This window comes from Paucilactobacillus wasatchensis (genome assembly GCF_000876205.1).
Lineage (GTDB): Bacteria > Bacillota > Bacilli > Lactobacillales > Lactobacillaceae > Paucilactobacillus > Paucilactobacillus wasatchensis.
Genome location: NZ_AWTT01000036.1, coordinates 1 through 20,953 on the forward strand (window position 1 = coordinate 1; position 20,953 = coordinate 20,953).

The window sequence follows — 20,953 nt, forward strand, 5'->3', positions numbered from 1 at the left end:
GAAAATTTAGATAATAAAATTAAAAACCAGCCATCCCTTTTTAGGAATTGACTGGTTTTATTTAATTCTCTCAAAAATACGGCTAATCATCTTGGTGAATTTCACGCAGTAATACTTCATTGATACCGATATTATTAGGCTGCGACAGTGCATATACCACCGCATTCGCAATTGTCGTTGGATTAATCCCACGATTTTCTTCCACATCTTTTAACTCCGCCCGTGTTTGTGGATCACTGGACGTTTGGTATAAATTAGTATTTACGGCTCCTGGCGAAATAATAGTAGATAAAATATTATTACCAATTTCTTCTTGGCGTAAACCATCCATGATTGCTCGCACTGCAAATTTAGTAGCCGAATAAACCGCAAAACGTGGGTTAATTACGTGGGCTGAATTCGATGCGGTGGCAATAAAATGGCCACTACCCTGTTCATGAAAAATGGGCAGCGTCGCCTTAATACCGTGTAAAACACCCTTAATATTAATATTCACCATTGCATTAATTTCCTCGATGCTTAAATTATCGAGTGTTGCAACTGGCATCACCCCTGCATTACTATATAACACATCGACTCGTTTAAATTTATCTTTTGTGGCTTGAACCAACTGCTGCATATCTGCAAATTTAGTTACATCAGTCACCTGATAATCAGCCACGCCACCGTCTGCTTTAATTTGCGCCACAATCGCTTTTAATTGTGCTTCTCGTCTGGCACCGAGCATCACTTTGGCACCTAATTTAGCTAACTTAACTGCCGTCGCCTTGCCAATTCCAGATGATGCTCCCGTAATTACAACTACTTGCCCCTCAATTGTCATTGTTCCATCCCCTCATATTTTCTTGTATCAGCTTAGCATATTTACGTAATAATTTGAAAGCGCTTTTAAATAAAATTACGATTGCAACCATAATCATGCTGCTAAATGAATTATTTTGGAACACTGCTTTTCACTTCCAAGGACTACCTTATCAATGATATAATTATTCTACACTAATACACAAATGACATGAAAGGTTGTGGACGCCTTGGTCTTGTGACCAACCGACCAAACATAATTAATCAAAATAAAACGACAGGTGGAATATAAATTAAATGATTGATGATGACCCGCATAGACAAACAACTAACAACGAACAATGGTGGCAACTGTCATCAGCTGAACTAGCAACTAAATTACAAACCGACCCCGAGACTGGACTGAGTCGTGCAGCCGCACAAGAACGTCTGGTTACTAATGGTCGCAATGAATTAACCGCTAAGAAAAAATCTAACTTCATTCGCTTTATTAAACAATTCAACAACAGTATCATTTACATCTTAGCCATCGCTGCAGTAATCACCTTCTTAATGCATCACTACTCTGATTCAATCGTTATTGCACTGGTTATCTTTGCCAACGCGATTATCGGTTATGTGCAGGAACGGCAGGCTGACGATGCACTCGCAAAAATTAGTGAACTATTGATTTCAAAAAACTTTGTCATTCGAGACGATGAAAAACTGGAACTTGATTCTCGTGACCTTGTTGTCGGTGATCTAGTCAACCTCGAGGCTGGGGATGCAGTTCCGGCTGATATTCGACTCATTTCAGCTGATAATTTTAGCGTGCAAGAGTCATCCTTAACAGGTGAATCAATCGCCGTAGAAAAAATTGATACACCCCTGGAACAAGCAAAACTGGCAATCACAGCCCAAACTAATATGGTGTTTGCCTCCACTCTAGTAACCACAGGCTCGGCACTTGGAATTGTCACTGCAACTGCTGTTGATACTGAAATTGGGCAAATTCAACAGTCTGTGAGTGCGGTTAAGGAACAACCAACACCATTGATGCGCAACCTCAATAAATTAGGATTCGGTTTATCCGTGGCAATTTTAATTGCCGCCGTAGCATTATTTATTCTTGGTTGGGTCACCAAAGTCTACAGTCTACCCGCCTTGTTAATTGTAATTGTTACCATGGTCGTAGGTTCAATGCCAGAGGGGTTGCCTGCCAGTACGTCCGTTGTGCTCGCAATGGGCACTCGGCAAATGACGAAGAAAAATGTGATTGTTAAAACCTTACCAGCTGTAGAAACACTTGGGGCCGTTGACATTGTTAACACCGATAAAACTGGGACACTAACCAAAAATGAAATGACTGTCACGGTAGTAACGACTAAGGATCGTGTTTATACTGTTAGCGGTGTCGGTTACGATACAGAGGGTAACCTTGATCTTGAAGGTCAGTTGCAGTACAACGGCCAATCAGTTGAATGGACTAGCGATGAACAAATGCGCTGGCTAGTCAACATTGCTGGGCAAACAACGGATGCACAACTCCATTTTGAACATGGTGTTTGGGAAGTCACTGGTGAACCAACTGATGGCGCCCTAACGACTCTATATAAAAAGTTAACTGGCGATTACCCAGATTCAGAGCCAATTGACTCTTTGCCATTTGATTCGGCAATTCGATTTTCGGCTCGCTTAGTTGATTTTGAGGGCCAACGGATATTAATGCTGAAAGGTTCACCCGCAACAATTATCAACATGGCAGCAGACAACGGCATGGTGGTTGATGAAACATACTGGAAAACACAAATGGCTAAAATGACCGCTGAAGGATTACGAGTGGTAGCATTAGCTTACCAACCGGTGCCAGCTGAAACCCAAACGATTGATTTAGAAAAAATTGACACCAACATGACCATCGCCGGCATGGTCGGCATGATTGATCTGCCACGAGAAGAAGTTGCGCAATCAATCCTGCAACTACGCCAAGCTGGGATCAAAGTCAAAATGATTACTGGTGACCACCCTGACACAGCGCGTGCCATTGCAGCCAATCTCGGATTAGATGATCGCATTAGTGCGATTACCGGACCAGAAATTGACGAAATGTCACCGGCAGAATTACAAGCAAAAATTGATAATTACAATGTTTTTGCAAGGACAACACCAAACAACAAATTACAAATTGTTAACGCCCAGCGTGCTAATGGGCACGTGGTTTCCATGACTGGCGATGGTGTTAATGATGCTCCTGCCCTTAAACAAGCTGATATTGGTGTCGCAATGGGCATTAAAGGGACGGAAGTAGCAAAAGAATCAGCCAACATGGTCCTAGCCAACGATAAATTTACAGATATCGTGGCTGCTGTCCGCGAAGGCCGGCACGTTTTTGATAATATTAATAAAACGATTCGGTTTTTACTGCCGACTAGTTTTGCAGAAGGGTTAGTCGTTGCTTTCAGTATATTGTTAGGCCAAGAAATGCCACTTTATCCGACACAATTATTATGGATTAACATGGTGTCAGCATTGACGATTCAATTTGCGTTTATCTTTGAGCCTCCAGAAAAAGGAATCATGATGCGTGGTCCTCGTTCAGTCAAGTCCGGTATCCTATCCAAAATGGATGTGGTTGAAATCGTTTATGTATCAGTCCTGATCGCTGGACTGGGCTTAGTCGCATTCGATTGGGTTACCAAAATGGGAGTTTCAACGGTAATTGGTAGCACCATGGCATTGAATATCATCATATTTGGCAAAATTTTCTACTTGTTCAATATACGGAATTCGTTTCCTGTAATTTCAAAATACTTTTTTCAAAACAAAATGGCGTTTTACATCATTGGGATCTTGATCCTGTTGCAAATGGGCATTATCTATCTGCCATTTATGCACAAGATCTTCCATACCACTAGCGTTAACTTCTTTTACGGCTGGTTTATCCCAATTATCGCAGGGATAATCGTTTTGTTCATCACAGAAGTGATCAAATTAGCCCGGATTGAGTACCGCAAACATGGCGCCAAAAAGGCTGAACGTTTTACTAAAGAATAATATATAAAGCAAAGAGGCATAGAATTTACCCACTGGGTAATCCTATGCCTCTTTATTTAATGTCTCTCATCACTACCAATTACCAACCAACATTATTCATTTCTGCTGGCAACTCAATCTTCCCCTGTTCTAATTCGTTAAATACTTCATCTAGTTTTTGAATCGATGTTTCTAATTGAGACTGCGTAATCACCAGTGGTGGCTGAAATCTGAGGATGTTACCCATCAATGTCACAAGTACCAACCCTTTTTCAAAAGCGCGATAGATAATTTTTGTTGCTGCCAGCGCATCTGGTGTTTTAGATTCCTTATCCGTTACAATTTCAATTCCACCACTCAAGCCATACATCCGCACATCCCCGATAAATGAGTATTTAGTTTGCAGTTTTTTAAAAGCTTGTTTGGTAAATTCACCATCACTTGCCGATTTTTCGACCAGACCATCCTCAATCATATCTAACGTAGCTAAGGCTGCAGCACAACAAATTGGATTGCCTGCCGTCGTAAACAAGTGTGCTGGAGCGTCAAGTGCTGCCATCACTTTCTTTTTCCCAATCACCGCACTCAATGGCATCCCTGCGGCAATTGATTTGCCAACGGACATCAGGTCGGGCTCAATATCAAAATTATCAATACTCCACATTTTGCCGGTTCGTCCTAGTCCCTGGTTAACTTCATCCACTGCAAACAAAATACCATTCTTCTGACAAAAATCATAGACTAGATGGATATATTCAGCTGGCGCCTTCACAATGCCACCATCGCCTTGAATAGGTTCGATCAGAACTACCGCAGTTTCATCTGCCGGTAAATCAGTTTCAAATGGTCGTGTAAACTCGGCAAAATATCGTAACGAAATTTCATGTTCTGATTCATTTTGATAGTGTCGATAAGTATCCGGAAATGGCACATGCACTACATTCGGTAGCATGGATCCAATTTTACGGGTCATATTTAAACTAACACCAGATAACGTTTGTGAGCCATACGTAGAGCCATGATAACTATTCATATACGAAACAACGTAGGGTCGGCCCGTGTAAGCACGAGCAAATTTAATAATGGCATCATTAACATCTGCACCAGAATTGCCAAATGCTACCATCTTTTCAGAATTACCCGGCGCTAATTTCGCCAATCGCTGTGCCAATTCTTGACCAGGCTCATGATGAAAATATGCCGGTGTATAGTGAATCAATTTGGCCGCCTGCGTTTGAATTGCTTGCACTACTTTGTCAGGTGAATGGCCAACATTAATCGCTGAGGCACTAGCTAATAGATCAATATATTCATTGCCGTCAACATCGACCAGCGTTGCCCCGTGGGCGTGATCGACCACCAAATCAAAGTAATTAATCCGCGCAGATTTAGCATAGTGTTTATTTTCCTCGGCAATTAGTTCATGGGCCTTATTTGTTTTTGCATTCATTTATCTGGCTCTCCCAAGTCAATTTGTGCTCGCAAAAGATACGCAAGATTTTAATCCTATTTTAATCTAATGTCAATTTAATTAATTTTTTGATGAAACCGATTATTTAAGTTTATCAATCGCTTGTTTTAATGCTTGTAGCTCTGCTGTATCAGAATCAGCAGCAGCCATTAATCGATCGTACTTTAGTTGTAATAATGGTAATTTACTGGGCTGTTTTGCATGCAAGACTATTTGTTGCGGATCAATTAACGTTTTCTCACGAAACATTAATGTTCGGGTCACAACTTGGGTCCGAAATGTAAGATCATGAGAAACTAATAAGACGGTGCCAGGATAATTAATTAAATAGTCCGCCAATGCGGTCAGTGCCTGACGGTCAAGAAAATTAGTTGGTTCATCTAAGATCAAAAAATTACTACTACTTAATAAAATACTCAGCAGCTGCAATTTAACTTGTTCGCCGCCACTGAGTTCACCAATTAATCGCGAATAAAACACTTGGTTGATACCAAAAGCTCCCATTATTTGTCTCGAACGGACATCATCTAAGACACTCGCTTGCTGGATAAATGCCCAGACTGACTTTGCTTTTGGTAATTTAGTAATATCCTGATTAAAATACACCACTCGAGCATGTTGTGATAACTGAGTGTGCATTTGTCCGTTTAACATCGCCTTAATTAAGGTCGTCTTACCAATGCCGTTCGGGCCAACTAGAGCAATTCGTTCACCTGGTTTAATTTGAAAAGTAACTTGCTGCAACAATTTTTTGCCGTTTCTACTCAAATCTAAATGATCCACATGCGCGACCGTCTTGCCTGTAAAAACTGGGAAATCAGAGGCCATCAATTTAACTGACGAGCCCTGAAATGGTTTAGTAACATCATTTTGTTTGTGTGCTCGCTTTTGTAACGCGTGAGCACCACGTTCCATTTTACCGGCATTTTCTTCGCGAGCTGATTTAGTTTTCGTTAGCTCTACTTGCCCCATCTTGTGATTACCTCGCCTAATTCTTGCTGCTTTTTCATGACGTGCTTGAACCGCTAGTTTCAATTCATGCTCTTTTTGATGCTACCGTTGATACTCACGGAATTGAGAAGCTTGGTTTTGATTATTTAACCGTTCGAACTCTGTCAAACCACCATCAAACTGCTGATATGCATGATTACTGACGGACCATATTTTAGTAGCTACCTGTTTTAATAAATGCTGATCATGCGAGATTAACAATACTAAACCAGCAAAGTGTCGTAATTGTCCGATTAGCCAGTCTTGATGTTCTTCATCTAGATTAGCGGTGGGCTCATCTAAAATCAGGATCGCCGCATGTTGTGCTAATGCAGTTCTAATGTTAGTAATCGTTGTCTGCCCGCCACTTTGATCCACTAACGGATTGACCTGACGTACTAGCACAACCGATCCCTGCACTAGCCGCTGACCATCGAAATCTGGATCTTGGTTTGCAATAATTTTCATTAACGTTGTTTTGCCGGCACCATTGTTGCCAATAATGCCAACAATTTCACCAGTATGTGCGGTTAAATTGGGCGCCTCAAATAATATTTTACCGTTAACGACCTTGGTAATTTGTGTTAATTTAACTTGTGCCATTCATTTGTCCCCCTTTGGTTGGAAGCAAATTAGAAAAAAATGGCAAACAAATAGCACACCTTAAAAAAGTGTGCTGACTATTTTAGTCTTAGTCCGCACGCATCTAATCAGCTCCAACAAAACAAACTCCACCTGTGGTTCTTAATTCTCAGGTAAAATTTAACTGTCAAAAATGATTAGATGCGCATTGGCCTAAATACCCCATTCTTCTTAATTACCAATAATATAGCATGCTAATATTTGAAAAACAAGCCTATTAATTCAATTAGTATGTTACAACTATCACTAATTATGGCATTCTAACTGATTTTTTTTTCAGTTCTTCTTTTTCTTCATGGCAAATCAAATCTAATGAAAATTCTGCTGCTTGATTTTCCATCTCTAATCGTTCTTTTAATTCATCTTGGTTTAAATGGTGCATCTAACATCATCCTTTCCTTGGTCTGTTCACTTCTAACATTATCTTAATTATACCTAGCAGATTTGAAAAAAACATGAATTTTAATTAAATTATTATCGTTTCTATAATTAAATATTTAAAATAAGTACAAAAAAACCGCCAATTTTTAATATTGGCGGACTTTTTCGGAAGAACCATACGACTTTGCAATCATTGAATCTTTAACTTCTTCCGCAAAGTTGTTATTTGACATCCCCTGGCGCACGCTGGTGACTACTTTCATCCATTTATGATTTCGATATTTAGAGTCACTCTTACGCTGCTGCTTGTCTACTCAGCTTTGACATCCAGAAAACGCTTCTCGATCTAGGAACTCAAGTCTTCACTCACTTAGCTCCAATACTGCAATGCGAGAACTATTTGGCCTTCCTCAATTAGTACTATAGCATATGATGAAAGCGATTACAACTATATAACTCTACTTTATTTTTTCTTAATATTTGTCCGATAACAGACGCATTAATTAATGTTCAGCTTCATTAATATCATCACTCAAAGTTTTTAAATCCAGATTTTTTGCTCTGAATTCTGTATTATTAATTGGTAAATGCTGAACCAAGTTTTCCAATACTTGAACGGAAATCTCAGCTTGGTCAATGGTAAAATCTAAAATGTGACCGCCAAAATTACGTGTTGTATTAATAAAATGCCAATGAAAACCGCCAACTGTTGCTCCCTGGAACAGGTGCGGTGCAAAATAGCCCACCACTGTACCACTAACTTGATCCGCATTAAATTCTGGTTGAACTCTAGTTGCTGCAGTTAAGTTTGGAAATGGCCGTTCTTGTTTATTCACTGCCCGAGTATGCATATGGCTAAACGTACCATCAATCCGTAAGCCGACGAAAACATTATCCATTTTCATCTCAGTTTGAATTTGTTGCTTCAGTTGCTCATCAGTCACGCCCACCACTGAACGTTGCTCCTGCGCATCCATGAAATGGACAGACGCAAACGGAACCTTCGTATCGGGAGTTAAGGGAACCACAGTACCAGAACCTTGTACTTTATATGCTTGACCATCGACGATTACCATCTCACCATCTAAGCAATCAGCTGTACCGATGCCAGTGTCACCATGTTCCAATAACTCCCCGAGTGGCAATGTCCCTTCAAATAATCCTGCTACTAACATTGCTAATGTACCGTGTTGGTACAATGTTGTCGTATCTCTCAAAATACTACCTCCTCAAAAAATAACTCATCGATTAAAAATAGAGCTAGCGTGTTTACCACCTCTAACTCTACTCCTTTTAATGACTGTTTAAAATTGATCAGCTAATAGGGTTTGACCTAACTCTGAATTATGTGAATAGTCGATTGGAATATCAACAACGACCGGACCTTCAGTTGCAAACGCCTTGTCCAATACCTCACCTAACTGATCTGGGCTTTCAACGCGCAATCCAGTTGCACCAAAACTTTCGGCGTACTTAACGTAGTCGACTGGGCCAAATTTGACCGCAGCGTCCTTACCATACTTCATAATTTCTTGGAATCGGACCATATCGTAATACCCGTCATTCCAAATCAAATGAACAGTATTTAGTCCTAAGCGAACGGCCGTCTCTAATTCTTGTCCTGTAAAGAGAAAACCAGCATCACCCGAAACCGAAACGGACTTCGCATTTGGCCAGACCAACGCAGCCGAAATGGACCATGGCAGTGCGACTCCGAGAGTCTGCATACCATTACTAAATAGTAAGTGGCGTGGTTCGTAACTGCGAAAATGGCGGGCCATCCAGATATAATGACTACCAACGTCAACAGAAACGGTCATCTGGTCATTAACGCGCCGCTGTAATGCTTCAATAACGGCTAACGGGTGATTTAAATTATCCTTACCTGTAGGAGCAGTTTCTTGTTGATCGGCTTCAATTTCGGTATGCAAGTCTTGCAAATACTGCTTTGATTCAGCAGCTGGTTGATAGTTTTCAACTTGGTCTGCTAAATGCGATACAGTAGCCGCAATATCACCGATTAATTCAGTGGTGGGTTGGAAATTCTTATCCAACTGTGGCGCAGTCGAATCAATGACAGTAATCACAGCCTCTTGCTCTGCGTTCCAGTTACGAGGCTCGTATTCAATGGCGTCATAGCCAACTGTAATAACCAAATCAGCATGCTTCAATAACTTATCACCTGGTTGATTACGGAATAAACCGACCCGGCCAAAGAAATAATCCTGTTCCAATTCATGTGAAATAATACCGGCACCTTGGAACGTTTCAACAACTGGGATACCAGCTTTTTTAACTAATTTACGAATGGCGGCAGTGACATCTGGGGACGATGCACGCATACCAACCAGTAATACTGGTAATTTAGCTGTTTTAATGCGGCGGACCAATTCCGCAATTGATTCACCACTGGCCAGTCCTAATTTAGGGGCGTCCAATGGCGGCAATGCAGCGGTTGTGACCTTAGCGTCATCAACATCTTGCGGCAAACTAATGAAACTGGCTCCCTGCTTGCCTTCAGTTGCTGATTGAAACGCATTAGCAACCACTTCAGAAATGTTTTCCGGGTCACCAATTTCAGCACTGAACTTAGTAATGGGATCAAATAATTCTTTGTTAGGCATACTTTGGTGGGTCTGACGGAATAAATCTTTTAGTGGTACCTGACCAGAAATCGCAACTACCGGATCACCTTCTGCAGTAGCAGTAACAATTGGAGTTGCTAGATTACTAGCACCGGGACCTGACGTGGTTGCAACCACTCCTGGTTCGCCAGTTAATCGGCCAATGCCAGAGGCTAAAAAACCGGCATTTTGTTCGTGCCGTGTCACAATTAGTTGGGGTGCCTTAGGGTTCTTAGGATGATCGAGTAACTCAAATAACCGGTCAATCTTTGCACCTGGAATTCCAAACACATATTTAACCTGATGATTAATTAAACTTTCTACTAGTGCATCTGCACCATAACGTTGTTCGTCTACCAAATTAATTCCTCCCTTATACCTTTTGGTAATTATTACTAGACTACCACTTTTTGTTTTAATGCAAAATTAGTTTTTCCGCTTGTGAAATAATGTGAAAATCAAAAAAGTTGCTATGACCCGTTTTCTTGCCATAAAAGGTTTTACAACCGCTTTACAAAAATAATTATTGCACATTTAAATTTTCACATGATTCCAAATGTTTGGCAAACTTTTCATTATAAGATACAATATCGTGCGCAACTGAAATTACATATTTTTAGGAGGAAATAATTTGAATCACGATTTAAACCAACCACTAAACATAGACCATCAAATTTGTTTTGCACTTTATAGCGCTAACAAGCGTTTCAACCGTTTTTACGCTGAAGTACTAGCACAATTCAAGCTTACCTACCCACAATACATTGTGTTATCTACTCTTTGGGATGCTGACACGGACAATCTGTCAATGCATGAGCTGGGCGAGACAATGATGCTTGATAGTGGCACGTTAACTCCATTACTCAAACGACTGGAACAGCATGGTTGGATTGAACGGCAAAAAGACCCATCTGATGAACGGCATGTGCTCGTCAAATTAACTGACAAATCAAATCAAAGCAAACCACTGATCGTTAGCAAAGTTAAAAGTAGCCTTGCCCGACTTGACCTCCCTAAACAAGACTACCAACAACGAGTCAATGAAATTAACGATATTACACAACGGTTAGATAATATTATTCCGCAAATTTAAATAAAAGATCCCCATGGCTGAATTTAAAGCCGTGGGGATCTTTTTGCTATCGATTACTATTTACATTAATAATCGCAGCATTTCGATCATTGCAATTAGATTATTCAGACCATGGAGCATAATGGAGTTTTTGATTTTACCGGTTCGCTGATAGACAAACGCGAGCACGCCACCCATGTAAAAATAAATCAGAAAACTGATCAGTGTGGTGCTAGCGTGCCCCAATGAAAATACAATGCCAGATAAAATCACCTTCCACCAAAATTGATGTGGTTTAAAAAATAAATTAGTTAGCACACCACGGAAAATCAATTCTTCGGCAAACGGAGTCAATAATACAGTGGAGAAACTAAAGACAATCATGATTAAATGATTGCTACTCATTAACTTAGCCACGGCATTGTTATTCGCTGTTGAGGTTTGATGATTAATCATGGAATTTAGGGTGCCCAGCACTATTTGCCCAGCAAAAATAGCCAAATAACCAAGAATAACTGTCCTGATATCCTTCAAATTGCTACTAGGTTTAATTTCAGTCGTGTTATAACGCTGATACAGGCGGTAGGTCCACCCAATAATTAACGCAAATAAAGCCACAAAAATCACGATCCCACTACCGGAAACAGCGTCTAAGTGCGGATGGCGTTTAATTAGTGCCATTGCAGTTGGTGGCAGCTGAATTAAGATGAATAAAACGCCAATTAATGCAGCTCGCTTCACCAAACTTGACAGCCAAAGATAGAAGTTACTAGGTGTCTTTTGTTGCCAAAAACGATCCCATGCTTGTGTGTCCATTAGTTTACTCCTTTTTTTCATGATGATTAGTGTGCAATTTAATCACCAGGTAGGAAACCAAGTTCATCACAATAATGGAACCAATCAACCAACAAAAAAACAGCATCAGTCCACTGACTAACTTAATCAGGGTGATCCAAATTAAACCGGCAAAAATAATAAATGACAATAAAATACCAACAATTAATTGTAAATTTCGCATCTTCTTCATTCTCCTATTCATTATATATGGCAGTATAGCATAAGCCTTAAAGTTGAGCATTTCATTTTTTATTTGACAATCTTTTTGATTCTTGTTATATTATTGCTGAACCAATACTATATTGAGTATAATATGACAGGAGAAATAGCTATGAGCATTGCAATCACCACGGAATTGTTAGATGGCTGCGTTTTAGCCCTGCTAACAAAAGAAAACTATTACGGGTATGCACTAACTCAACGTGTGCAAGAATTCACCCCTGTCTCAGAGTCGACAATGTATCCTGTCTTGCGACGACTGCGCAAAGAAAAGTGGTTGGATACCTATGATGAGCCCTATCAAGGTCGTAACCGCCGCTATTATCGCATCACAGATACAGGTAAAACTCGATTAGCACAAATTCAGACAGATTGGGCACAATACCGAGTAACTGTGGACCAAATTTTGGGAGGAACAACTGATGGAAAGTAACCCATACATTGAAGAATTAGCAACGTACTTAACTCAGCTAACTAAGGATGAGCAGGCCGATGTCCTTGATTTTTATAGCGAATATATCTTAGATGCACAGATGACCAGTGAAGCGATTATTGTGCATCAACTAGGAACACCAAAACAATTATCCCGGAAAATATTAGCCGATTATTCAATCCGAGCATTAGATAATGAAGAAGCTGGTCAACCGCACTATGAACCCAAATCAAAAAAGAATATTCGCATGATTTGGTTAGTATTATTGGCCTTAATGGCCTCACCTGTTGCCATTCCAATCGTAATTGCCATCTTCATCACGATTATCGGTATTTTTATTGCCATCGCGGGTGTTTTTATCGCCATCATCATGGTACTACTTGGAATTGTAGTAGCTGGTTTAGCAGCGATTGCCGGCGGCGTGGCTGTTTTTGGAACCTCGATTCCAACCGGTATCTTATTTATCGGTACCGGGTTAGTGGCGATTGGTCTCATGATGATCCTTGCCCCGATTGGCTACTTAGTCATTAAAGCACTGATTCAAATGACTGCCAATTTTACTCAGTGGCTCTATAACCGTTACGTTAAAAATAAAAATAAACGCAAAAGTGAGGTCGCTTAGTAATGAAAAAATCAATTATAATTGGGACTATTCTAACTGCCATTGGATTATTGGCTGCACTCATTGGTTTAGCAAGCGGTGCCTCCACTGACCTAGTCTGGCAAAATGGAGTTAAAATTGACCGAAGCTATCAAGCAACCAAAAAATTAAAAAAGTTCAACCAACTGACACTAAATACTGACGGTTATGACGTCAGTATTCAAACCGGAACCACATTTAAGGTTGAAATTAACAGCTCAAAGCTGTCGCGACCGACCATCTCACAGTCAAATGGTAATCTCACTATTAGCAACAAACAGTTTGATCCCATTAATGTCGGTTTTGGTCGCGTTGAACCGCGTTTAACGATCACAGTTCCAACAGGTACAAAACTGGCAGCCATTAAAGGCGTTCTCAATGGCGGTGATGTGAATATCGATACATTGGAAACTAAACAAGTACAACTGGAAGTAGCAACTGGTAGCTTAGAGGCGCGCAATTTAAACATCACGGATAACGGTCAGCTAACGCTTAATAACGGCCAACTAGAAGTTAAAAATTCAACCCTAACCAATACAATCTCGGACTTACACAATGGTTCTACCGAATTTGATAATAGTACTTTGGTTGGCGGAACCTTGGAATCTCGCAATGGTGCCCAAGAATTTGATAACGTCACTTTTAAACAGGTTGTTAACATCAAAAATAGAAATGGCAAGATTGAAATCGAAAGCCCTGTAACGGACGGCTACCGACTATCATCTGACAATGGTAACATTCAACTTTTCGGTCGTCATGCAAGTCATGAATTGAGTGAAAATGCAACTGCCACTAATCGAATTGTTGCGACTAATCGCAATGGTAAAATTGAAATTGATGATTAACTAAAAAATAGTGTCAAAGGATGATTAGCCTCCTTTGACACTATTTTATTTTGGAAACTTTTCCCCAAACACTTGTTGCAAAATTGCCCTACTAGTATATGTTTGACTGCCATCCATTCGTAAATAATCAATATCAGCCAACAAAATTTCACGCTCCCACAGTGAGGATAAATCGTTGAAATCTAAATAATGTAAATTTAACTTCACAGCGCTAAGGGTGTGGATATAACCGTTGAAATCATCCTGATCCTTGAACTTTCGTGTTCCAATCACCAGCGGTCGTTTATGTTGGTAACTATACTGCAGAAAATTTGTTAAAATACCATGGCTTGTAAAATCACGCTGTTTGACAACATCTTGTATATGCCAAATATCATAATAATTGTATTTTTGGGCTACCATTTGCTTAATTTTTACAGTCTCAATATAGTCACCATTGCGCCTTAACTGCGTGATACTGGTTAACCGAATAGCATTGAGACCATTAATTTTACCTTCCATATCAATTCCTTCGATCAACACAAAGACACTATCAAGTGCAATGATATAACCAACAGAAAAAGTCTGGTCTGTATTGAAATTGTAGATAGCAACTAATTCATTTTGTTGCTGTGCAAGTACTAATTCTTGCCTGATTTGATCCAACTGATCCATTTTTAATCGTCCCTTTTGGGTGCATTCCTGTACAAAATAGTAATTTGAAGCCATAATGAAACCGTAATCATTCCCAAATACATTAGGAGGCATTTCATCATGGCAGATGTTTATCTTTCGGCAAAATTACCGAATAACGCAACAGCTATTTTATCACAGGCAGGCTTAACTTACGATGAATTTAATCAGCCCGGTTTAATCACGACTGATGAGTTAATTAGCAAAGTCCATTCAACCAAAGTGTTGATCACCGCTTTATCTACGAACGTCACTCGCGAAGTGATTGATGCCGCACCCCAATTAAAGTTGATTGCCAATTTTGGGGCCGGATTTAATAATATTGATGCTCAGTATGCACGGCAAAAAAATATTTTAGTTACCAAAACACCGTTTGTCTCCACAACTGCAACTGCAGAGTTAACCACTGGTTTAATCATTGCATTATCCCGTCGAATTGTCGAAGGCGATCACGTCATGCGTACCACTGGTTTTGACGGCTGGGCACCACTATACTTTTTAGGCCATGAGCTCGCTGGCAAAACGCTGGGCATTATTGGCATGGGTGGGATCGGTCAAGCCGTTGCCAAACGGATGCATGCGTTTGATATGAACATTATTTACACACAACGACAGCAATTACAACCGGAAGTTGAAGCACAGTGCTCAGCGAGCTTTGTGACCCAGACACAACTCCTGCAACAAGCAGATATTGTGACGATTCACGCCCCGCTTTCAGATGTAACTCATCATCTACTAGCCGCAGAACAGTTCGCTCAGATGAAACCAAATGCACTGTTAATCAATGCGGCACGTGGTCCAATTATCGATGAAGCGGCTCTATTGAAAGCACTGAAGACAAACCAAATTGCGGGTGCTGCGTTAGATGTCTATGAAGCTGAACCCCACGTGGCAAAAGAGTTCACTCAACTTGCTAATGTCATCTTGACACCACATATTGGCAATGCCACTGTTGAGGCTCGCGACGCCATGGCCGCCATTGTAGCAAATAATGCAGTCACCATGTCAACTTCGCAAACACCAAAATACATCGTCAACTAATCATGTGGTATATTTAATTAAAGACTTATATTCATGGAGGTTAGTATGCTAAAAGAATTTAAACAATTTATTTTGCGCGGCAATGTAGTTGACTTGGCAGTTGGTGTCATTATTGGGTCCGCTTTTACGACCATCGTCAAATCACTAACTGACAATATCATTAGTCCATTTTTGGGCCTATTTCTCGGCAAAATTGATTTTTCTAGTTGGATCATCACGCTTGGCAGTGCCGAATTCAAAGTCGGAACATTCATCAACGCCATCATTAACTTTTTGATCATCGCATTTGTCATTTTCGTCATGGTAAAATTGATCAATAAGTTTCTAAAAACACAACCGGATGAAGCACCGGCCACCCCCTCTAATGAAGAAATATACTTGCAGGAAATTCGCGATCTATTAAAAAAGCAAACAACCGATGAATCTTAATCCATCAGAACAAATGTGAGCCTGGCTGTCTAGCTAGGTTCTTTTTTTGCGATAATACTAGTTAAATCCATGATTATTAATCCTAACTATAGCTTTTTTCTAATTGAATATTTAACGAAATTCATATCGTTTTGTTTGATAATTTCGCCTAATAGCATTAGTCTAAATATATAGAGTTTTTTTAGACTGAGAAAGGGGCGCTGATTTTGAAAACAATCTCTTTAAAAATTGTTGACGATGCGATCGAAGTTAACTACGTCATTCAACGAGCCAGTAAGCAGTCTCGTAAAATCATTATTTCATACAATGACGAACAGTCCATTGGTGAAAATTTAGAAACAATTCGAGTTAAATTAGTAGGGGTGACTTTTGACGCTATTATCATCGAAAATCCCCTTAGCTACTCGTTTTCAGACACAATTATTGGTATTAACCATCAACGAATTGATATTGGGTTAGCACTGACCAACATGTTTAACGTGCCAGTAGTCGCCCAATCAACAGTGACAGAAATTGGTCTAACTAAAGCTGTTGCTCACAAGCGTGAGTATAACAGCTGGCATCTTGATTATTATGGTCAGTACAAGGACAAACGAAATTACGGTCAAGAATCAATGCTAACAGTCGGTAATGGATTCTTTGGTTTGCGAGGCGCTTATGTTGAGGCGCACGCCGATCAGGATAACTACCCGGGGATGTATGTTGCTGGCTTATATAATCAAAACACCACCAACATCAACGGTCGTGACATTGTCAATGAGGATTTAGTTAATTTGCCGAACGCACAATTTCTCACTTTTGGCATTGATAATTCAAATCCGTTTAAAATTAAAAAAAGTGATATTCGTGACATTTACCGTAGTCTTGATTTACGCACCGGTAAATTAACGACTTCAATGATTATTAATTTGTCGACCGGACACCAATTGGAAGTTAAAGCAACTAAAATTGCTGATATGAAAGAGTGGCACCGGTTTGCCATTCGTTATGAAATTACACCATTAAATTTCACTGGCAATATGCAGATTTATTCTGAAATTGACGGCCATGTGATCAACGATAATGTCGCCCGCTACGCCGAGTTTGATCAACGTCATCTTGATATTACAAGTATGGGGACCTCTACTAACGAGGCTGTTTTAAGCGGTCAAACCAAAAATTCACAAGTTGAGTTTGCAATTGGAACTAAACTGACTTCACCTGACGTTGACACGCGTAAAGAGATCATTACTAGCAACACCTCTGCGGCTGTACGCCAGATTTTAAACATCAATGTTGAATCAAATCATACCTATACATTTGATAAATCAGTCACCATTTTCACCAGTCTGGAATGCCATTCTGACGAACTGGATCAACTAGTGTTAAAAGAAGTTGATCAGGCTGACTTTGAATCAACTCAACAACATACTCAAGCTTTCTTCAAAAATATGTGGCAAGAAGCCGATGTGCAAATTACTGGTGATTTGACCAGCCAAAAGCTAAGTCGGGTTAACATCTTTCACCTCTTCGTTTCTGCCGAAGCAATTGGTGCTGGCAAGCTAGATGCTTCTGTTGGCGCCCGCGGGCTTCACGGTGAAGCTTATCGTGGTCACGTTTTTTGGGACGAAATGTTCATCATCCCATTTTATGCAGCCCACTACCCTGATTTGGCCAAACAACTACTGATGTATCGCTATCAACGGCTGGGTGCTGCAAGAAAATATGCTGCATCAGAGGGTTATCAAGGTGCTATGTACCCTTGGCAATCAGGGATGTATGGCGACGAACAATCACAATTTGTGCATTTAAATCCGATTACAAACCAGTGGGATCCAGATAATAGTCGCCTGCAACGCCATGTGTCGCTTTCGGTGGCATACGATGTCTGGCTGTACCTACACTTAACTGATGACCAACAATTTATGACCGATTATGGGCTCGAAATGTTACTATCGATTGCTAAATTCTGGCTCAGCATGACGAGCTATGATAAAGCCGACCAACGCTACAGTATTCACGGCGTGATGGGACCAGATGAATTCCACGAGGAATATCCCAACAGTGACGCTGAGGGACTGACTAACAATGCCTACACAAATATCATGGTGGCTTGGCTGTTCAAGTTGGTTAAACGTTTAACTGGCATGTATGATGCTGCTACACTAAAACAATTAAATGAAAAAGCTGAATTATCCGATGCTGACTATCAAGAAATGGATAAAGTGAGCCATGGCTTAAAGTTAGATATCAATGAACACGGTATTATCGGTCAATTTGAAGGCTACTTTAATCTGCCAAGTCTTGACTTTGACACTTATCGCAAAAAGTATGGTGATATTTCCCGACTTGATCGTATCTTGAAGTCCGAGGGCAAAACCCCGGATGCTTATCAAGTTGCTAAACAGGCTGATGCACTGATGGCCTACTACAACTTTGATGTTAGTGATGTGGATGAAATTATTTCTGACATGGGCTACCACCTTCCGGCTAACTACCTAACGCACAATTTACAATTCTATCTTGATCGGACGACGCATGGCTCGACCCTATCACGGATTGTCTACGCCGCTTTGACGGAATACGATGATAACATGGATCAATCCTGGAAGTTCTTCCACCAGGCACTCTTCTCTGATTATTATGATATTCAAGGAGGAACGACGGCTGAGGGAATTCACCTCGGTGTGATGGGCGCTACAATTGCACTGGAAACGCGCGTTTATGGCGGTGTAGACCTGTTAGGAGATCAAATCAGTGTCAATCCCCACCTGCCAAGTAAATGGCAGCAAATCGCCTTCTCGCAACAATATCATGGTACCTGCATTGACTTTGAAATTACCCATCATAAAATCAAGTTGACCGCTGACCAGGCGATTAACTTACAGGTTATCGAACAACCAGTTGAGTTAGCTGCAAAACAACCAGTAACAATTGAATACTAATTAAAGGAGTCAATATTAATGACAAAATTTGAAGATATTAAAGGATTTGTGTTCGATTTAGACGGTGTTATTACTGATACCGCCCAGTTTCACACTAAAGCTTGGAGTAAATTAGCACAACAACTAGGCGTTGAATGGAGCGATGAACTGCAAAATGGTCTCAAAGGGCTAAGTCGAATGGACTCATTAGAGTTGATTCTTACAACTGGTGGCAAAGAAAATGATTATTCTGCAACCGAAAAGGAAAAATTGGCGACACAAAAAAACGATCTATACCTCCAATTTGTCAAAACAATTACACCTGCTGATATTTTCCCGGGCATCAAGGAATTCTTGGATGAATTAAATCAGCAGGGGTACCTAATGTCGATTGCATCTGCCTCCAAAAATGCCCCTACTGTGCTAAGTAAATTAGAGCTAACGGATTACTTCGAGCACGTGGTGGATCCAAATACGTTAACAAAAGGTAAACCAGATCCAGAAATATTTATCAAAGCCGCCGAAATTATTGGCTTGAAGCCAGAACAATGCATTGGGCTAGAGGATGCGACGGCCGGTATTAGTGGAATTAATGCAGCCAATGAAGTTTCGCTGGGAGTTGGCAGTCCCGCAATTTTGACCGAAGCTGACATGGTGTTTGAGGATACAAAAGAGATTACTCTGGCTAACATTAAAGCTAAAATGAACTCGTAAATACAATAATGGATCGTAATCGGAAACTAATCAGTTTCTCATTATGATCCATTATTTTTGTCTAATTTTAAATATACTAGTCATTCGCAACAGAATGTTGTTCTACCTGATAATTTCTTTGTAAATACTGCGCTTCTGCATTTTTTCTAGCAGCAACTGCCTCTTCAAACGAATCAAACGTTTTAAGCAACACATATTTTCCATTGAAATATAGTCGAGCATTCCACCAACCAGTTTTTTTCTCCTTTGACACTCCAATCACACCACTTGTATTGCGCTCACCTTTTCTTAATGAAACCAAATTGACTCCGTCTGCGCTGAGAAAACTAGTACTGTTGCCCTTGTTTGCTAAGAACCGGATATCATTGGCAAATCTTTTTTGCCCTAATTCACGACGCAAACAACCACAACTTCTGGTCAATCCCTTCCTTAATGCATACGATTTAACAACCACCTGATTGCCACATTCACATTGGCATAACCATTTTTTGTCCCCACTACTCGTCTCGCCCACTTCTTTGATGGCGGTGAGTCTACCAAACTGATGTCCTGATATATCAATATAGTGGTGACTTTTATTACCGCAGTTTCTTTTTCTTCCCCCAACAACTTCACCTCTTGAAGCCACAATATACCGGCCACAATCACACTGGCACAGTAATAACTTTCTTCGTTTGTCGTGACTTTCCAGTTGGCAAATTACAGTTAGCATATGAAACTTTTCCCCAATTACACTATCAACCATAATTTCATCACTCTTTTATTTAATTAGTTATTGAAAGCAGATAAAATCTGTTTTCAATAACATCATGATACATAAAAAAAGAAGCAAAAATGTATGATTAAATAAAATATATTCTAATGTATTTATAGAATAATACTAATAATATATAATTTTACGGGATCCATAAAAATCATGGAAACTAATTTCCCCACCACTTATTTTTAAAAATATGGTCGCGCCATTTGCCAGCACACCGTTGCCTGTAAATTACTAAATTCATTACTGGATAATTACTCTTGTCATATATAAACGACCAAGTTCCGACTAACACCATTGCCATGACAAAAACACACGGAAACAAATACATATAAGGTTTTGAGCCATCTGTCAGGACTGATAGACCAAATATTATTAGAGCCCAAAACATCATGCTTTCTATGGCAGCACTTATATATTTCAATCGTGAATTACGTTCAATACTTTCGTTTCTTATAAACTGGATT

Annotated in this window: 21 protein-coding genes; 9 read left to right on the forward strand and 12 right to left on the reverse strand. The window is 40.0% G+C overall.

Going from position 1 to position 20,953, the window contains the following annotated elements; all coding sequences use genetic code 11:
* Window positions 1-82 precede the first annotated feature (82 nt).
* Window positions 83-823, reverse strand: a complete 741-nt coding sequence (locus tag WDC_RS06875; RefSeq protein WP_044011137.1) for an SDR family oxidoreductase — start codon at window positions 821-823, stop codon at window positions 83-85.
* A 275-nt stretch (window positions 824-1,098) separates the two neighbouring features.
* Here WDC_RS06875 and WDC_RS06880 point away from each other — a divergent pair, with 275 nt between their 5' ends.
* Window positions 1,099-3,834 (forward strand): HAD-IC family P-type ATPase, encoded by a 2,736-nt coding sequence (locus tag WDC_RS06880; protein ID WP_044011138.1) that lies wholly within the window; start codon window positions 1,099-1,101, stop codon window positions 3,832-3,834.
* Between the two features lie 79 nt (window positions 3,835-3,913).
* Here WDC_RS06880 and WDC_RS06885 read toward each other — a convergent pair whose 3' ends face one another.
* The 6 genes from WDC_RS06885 to alsS all read right to left on the reverse strand — a co-directional run bounded on the left by WDC_RS06885 (window position 3,914) and on the right by alsS (window position 10,281).
* Entirely contained in the window at window positions 3,914-5,263 is a 1,350-nt protein-coding gene (locus tag WDC_RS06885) for an aspartate aminotransferase family protein (protein ID WP_044011139.1), read from the reverse strand.
* Window positions 5,264-5,365: 102 nt separating this feature from the next.
* Window positions 5,366-6,319: an ATP-binding cassette domain-containing protein gene (locus tag WDC_RS09870; RefSeq protein WP_225349631.1), complete on the reverse strand. Its 954-nt coding sequence runs from the start codon at window positions 6,317-6,319 to the stop codon at window positions 5,366-5,368.
* 18 nt (window positions 6,320-6,337) lie between these two features.
* On the reverse strand, window positions 6,338-6,877 hold the full coding sequence (locus tag WDC_RS09875; RefSeq protein ID WP_225349632.1) for an ATP-binding cassette domain-containing protein: 540 nt from the start codon (window positions 6,875-6,877) through the stop codon (window positions 6,338-6,340).
* Window positions 6,878-7,166: 289 nt separating this feature from the next.
* The gene (locus tag WDC_RS09990) at window positions 7,167-7,298 is read right to left on the reverse strand and encodes a hypothetical protein (protein WP_263640393.1); all 132 of its coding nucleotides are present in this window, start codon (window positions 7,296-7,298) and stop codon (window positions 7,167-7,169) included.
* Window positions 7,299-7,800: 502 nt separating this feature from the next.
* Window positions 7,801-8,514, reverse strand: a complete 714-nt coding sequence (gene budA / locus WDC_RS06895) for an acetolactate decarboxylase (RefSeq protein ID WP_052497819.1) — start codon at window positions 8,512-8,514, stop codon at window positions 7,801-7,803.
* 87 nt (window positions 8,515-8,601) lie between these two features.
* A complete protein-coding gene (gene alsS / locus WDC_RS06900; protein ID WP_044011140.1) occupies window positions 8,602-10,281 on the reverse strand; it encodes an acetolactate synthase AlsS in 1,680 nt (559 codons plus the stop codon).
* Between the two features lie 271 nt (window positions 10,282-10,552).
* Here alsS and WDC_RS06905 point away from each other — a divergent pair, with 271 nt between their 5' ends.
* Window positions 10,553-11,014 carry a MarR family winged helix-turn-helix transcriptional regulator gene (locus tag WDC_RS06905; protein WP_044011141.1) on the forward strand — a complete coding sequence of 154 codons (462 nt, stop codon included), beginning with the start codon at window positions 10,553-10,555 and terminating at the stop codon, window positions 11,012-11,014.
* Between the two features lie 60 nt (window positions 11,015-11,074).
* Here WDC_RS06905 and WDC_RS06910 read toward each other — a convergent pair whose 3' ends face one another.
* Together WDC_RS06910 and WDC_RS06915 are read right to left on the reverse strand one after the other, a co-directional pair.
* The gene (locus tag WDC_RS06910) at window positions 11,075-11,809 is read right to left on the reverse strand and encodes a CPBP family intramembrane glutamic endopeptidase (RefSeq protein ID WP_191978660.1); all 735 of its coding nucleotides are present in this window, start codon (window positions 11,807-11,809) and stop codon (window positions 11,075-11,077) included.
* Window positions 11,810-11,813: 4 nt separating this feature from the next.
* The gene (locus WDC_RS06915; RefSeq protein WP_044011142.1) at window positions 11,814-12,011 is read right to left on the reverse strand and encodes a hypothetical protein; all 198 of its coding nucleotides are present in this window, start codon (window positions 12,009-12,011) and stop codon (window positions 11,814-11,816) included.
* Window positions 12,012-12,161: 150 nt separating this feature from the next.
* Here WDC_RS06915 and WDC_RS06920 point away from each other — a divergent pair, with 150 nt between their 5' ends.
* Genes WDC_RS06920 through WDC_RS06930 form a run of 3 tightly spaced genes read left to right on the forward strand, consistent with a single transcriptional unit; the run spans window position 12,162 to window position 13,967 of the window.
* Window positions 12,162-12,482 carry a PadR family transcriptional regulator gene (locus WDC_RS06920; RefSeq protein WP_044011143.1) on the forward strand — a complete coding sequence of 107 codons (321 nt, stop codon included), beginning with the start codon at window positions 12,162-12,164 and terminating at the stop codon, window positions 12,480-12,482.
* Window positions 12,472-13,104: a DUF1700 domain-containing protein gene (locus tag WDC_RS06925; protein ID WP_044011144.1), complete on the forward strand. Its 633-nt coding sequence runs from the start codon at window positions 12,472-12,474 to the stop codon at window positions 13,102-13,104. Before WDC_RS06920 ends, WDC_RS06925 begins: the two co-directional genes overlap by 11 nt.
* 2 nt (window positions 13,105-13,106) lie before the next feature.
* Window positions 13,107-13,967, forward strand: a complete 861-nt coding sequence (locus WDC_RS06930) for a DUF4097 family beta strand repeat-containing protein (RefSeq protein ID WP_044011145.1) — start codon at window positions 13,107-13,109, stop codon at window positions 13,965-13,967.
* Window positions 13,968-14,012: 45 nt separating this feature from the next.
* On the opposite strand, the gene WDC_RS06935 is transcribed toward WDC_RS06930, so the two are convergent.
* The gene (locus WDC_RS06935; protein ID WP_044011146.1) at window positions 14,013-14,621 is read right to left on the reverse strand and encodes a Rossmann-fold NAD(P)-binding domain-containing protein; all 609 of its coding nucleotides are present in this window, start codon (window positions 14,619-14,621) and stop codon (window positions 14,013-14,015) included.
* A 99-nt stretch (window positions 14,622-14,720) separates the two neighbouring features.
* Between WDC_RS06935 and WDC_RS06940 the strand changes: the two genes are divergently transcribed.
* The 4 genes from WDC_RS06940 to pgmB all read left to right on the forward strand — a co-directional run bounded on the left by WDC_RS06940 (window position 14,721) and on the right by pgmB (window position 19,726).
* A complete protein-coding gene (locus WDC_RS06940; RefSeq protein WP_044011147.1) occupies window positions 14,721-15,680 on the forward strand; it encodes an NAD(P)-dependent oxidoreductase in 960 nt (319 codons plus the stop codon).
* 45 nt (window positions 15,681-15,725) lie between these two features.
* The gene (gene mscL / locus WDC_RS06945; protein WP_044011148.1) at window positions 15,726-16,109 is read left to right on the forward strand and encodes a large-conductance mechanosensitive channel protein MscL; all 384 of its coding nucleotides are present in this window, start codon (window positions 15,726-15,728) and stop codon (window positions 16,107-16,109) included.
* 206 nt (window positions 16,110-16,315) lie between these two features.
* Entirely contained in the window at window positions 16,316-19,033 is a 2,718-nt protein-coding gene (locus WDC_RS06950; protein ID WP_044011149.1) for a glycoside hydrolase family 65 protein, read from the forward strand.
* Window positions 19,034-19,051: 18 nt separating this feature from the next.
* Complete coding sequence (gene pgmB, locus WDC_RS06955; RefSeq protein ID WP_044011150.1) at window positions 19,052-19,726, forward strand: beta-phosphoglucomutase; 675 nt, start codon at window positions 19,052-19,054, stop codon at window positions 19,724-19,726.
* A gap of 76 nt (window positions 19,727-19,802) precedes the next feature.
* Here pgmB and WDC_RS06960 read toward each other — a convergent pair whose 3' ends face one another.
* Entirely contained in the window at window positions 19,803-20,471 is a 669-nt protein-coding gene (locus tag WDC_RS06960; protein WP_052497820.1) for an AP2 domain-containing protein, read from the reverse strand.
* Window positions 20,472-20,649: 178 nt separating this feature from the next.
* The coding region (locus WDC_RS09880) for a hypothetical protein (protein ID WP_044011151.1) at window positions 20,650-20,953 on the reverse strand (304 nt) is incomplete at its 5' end.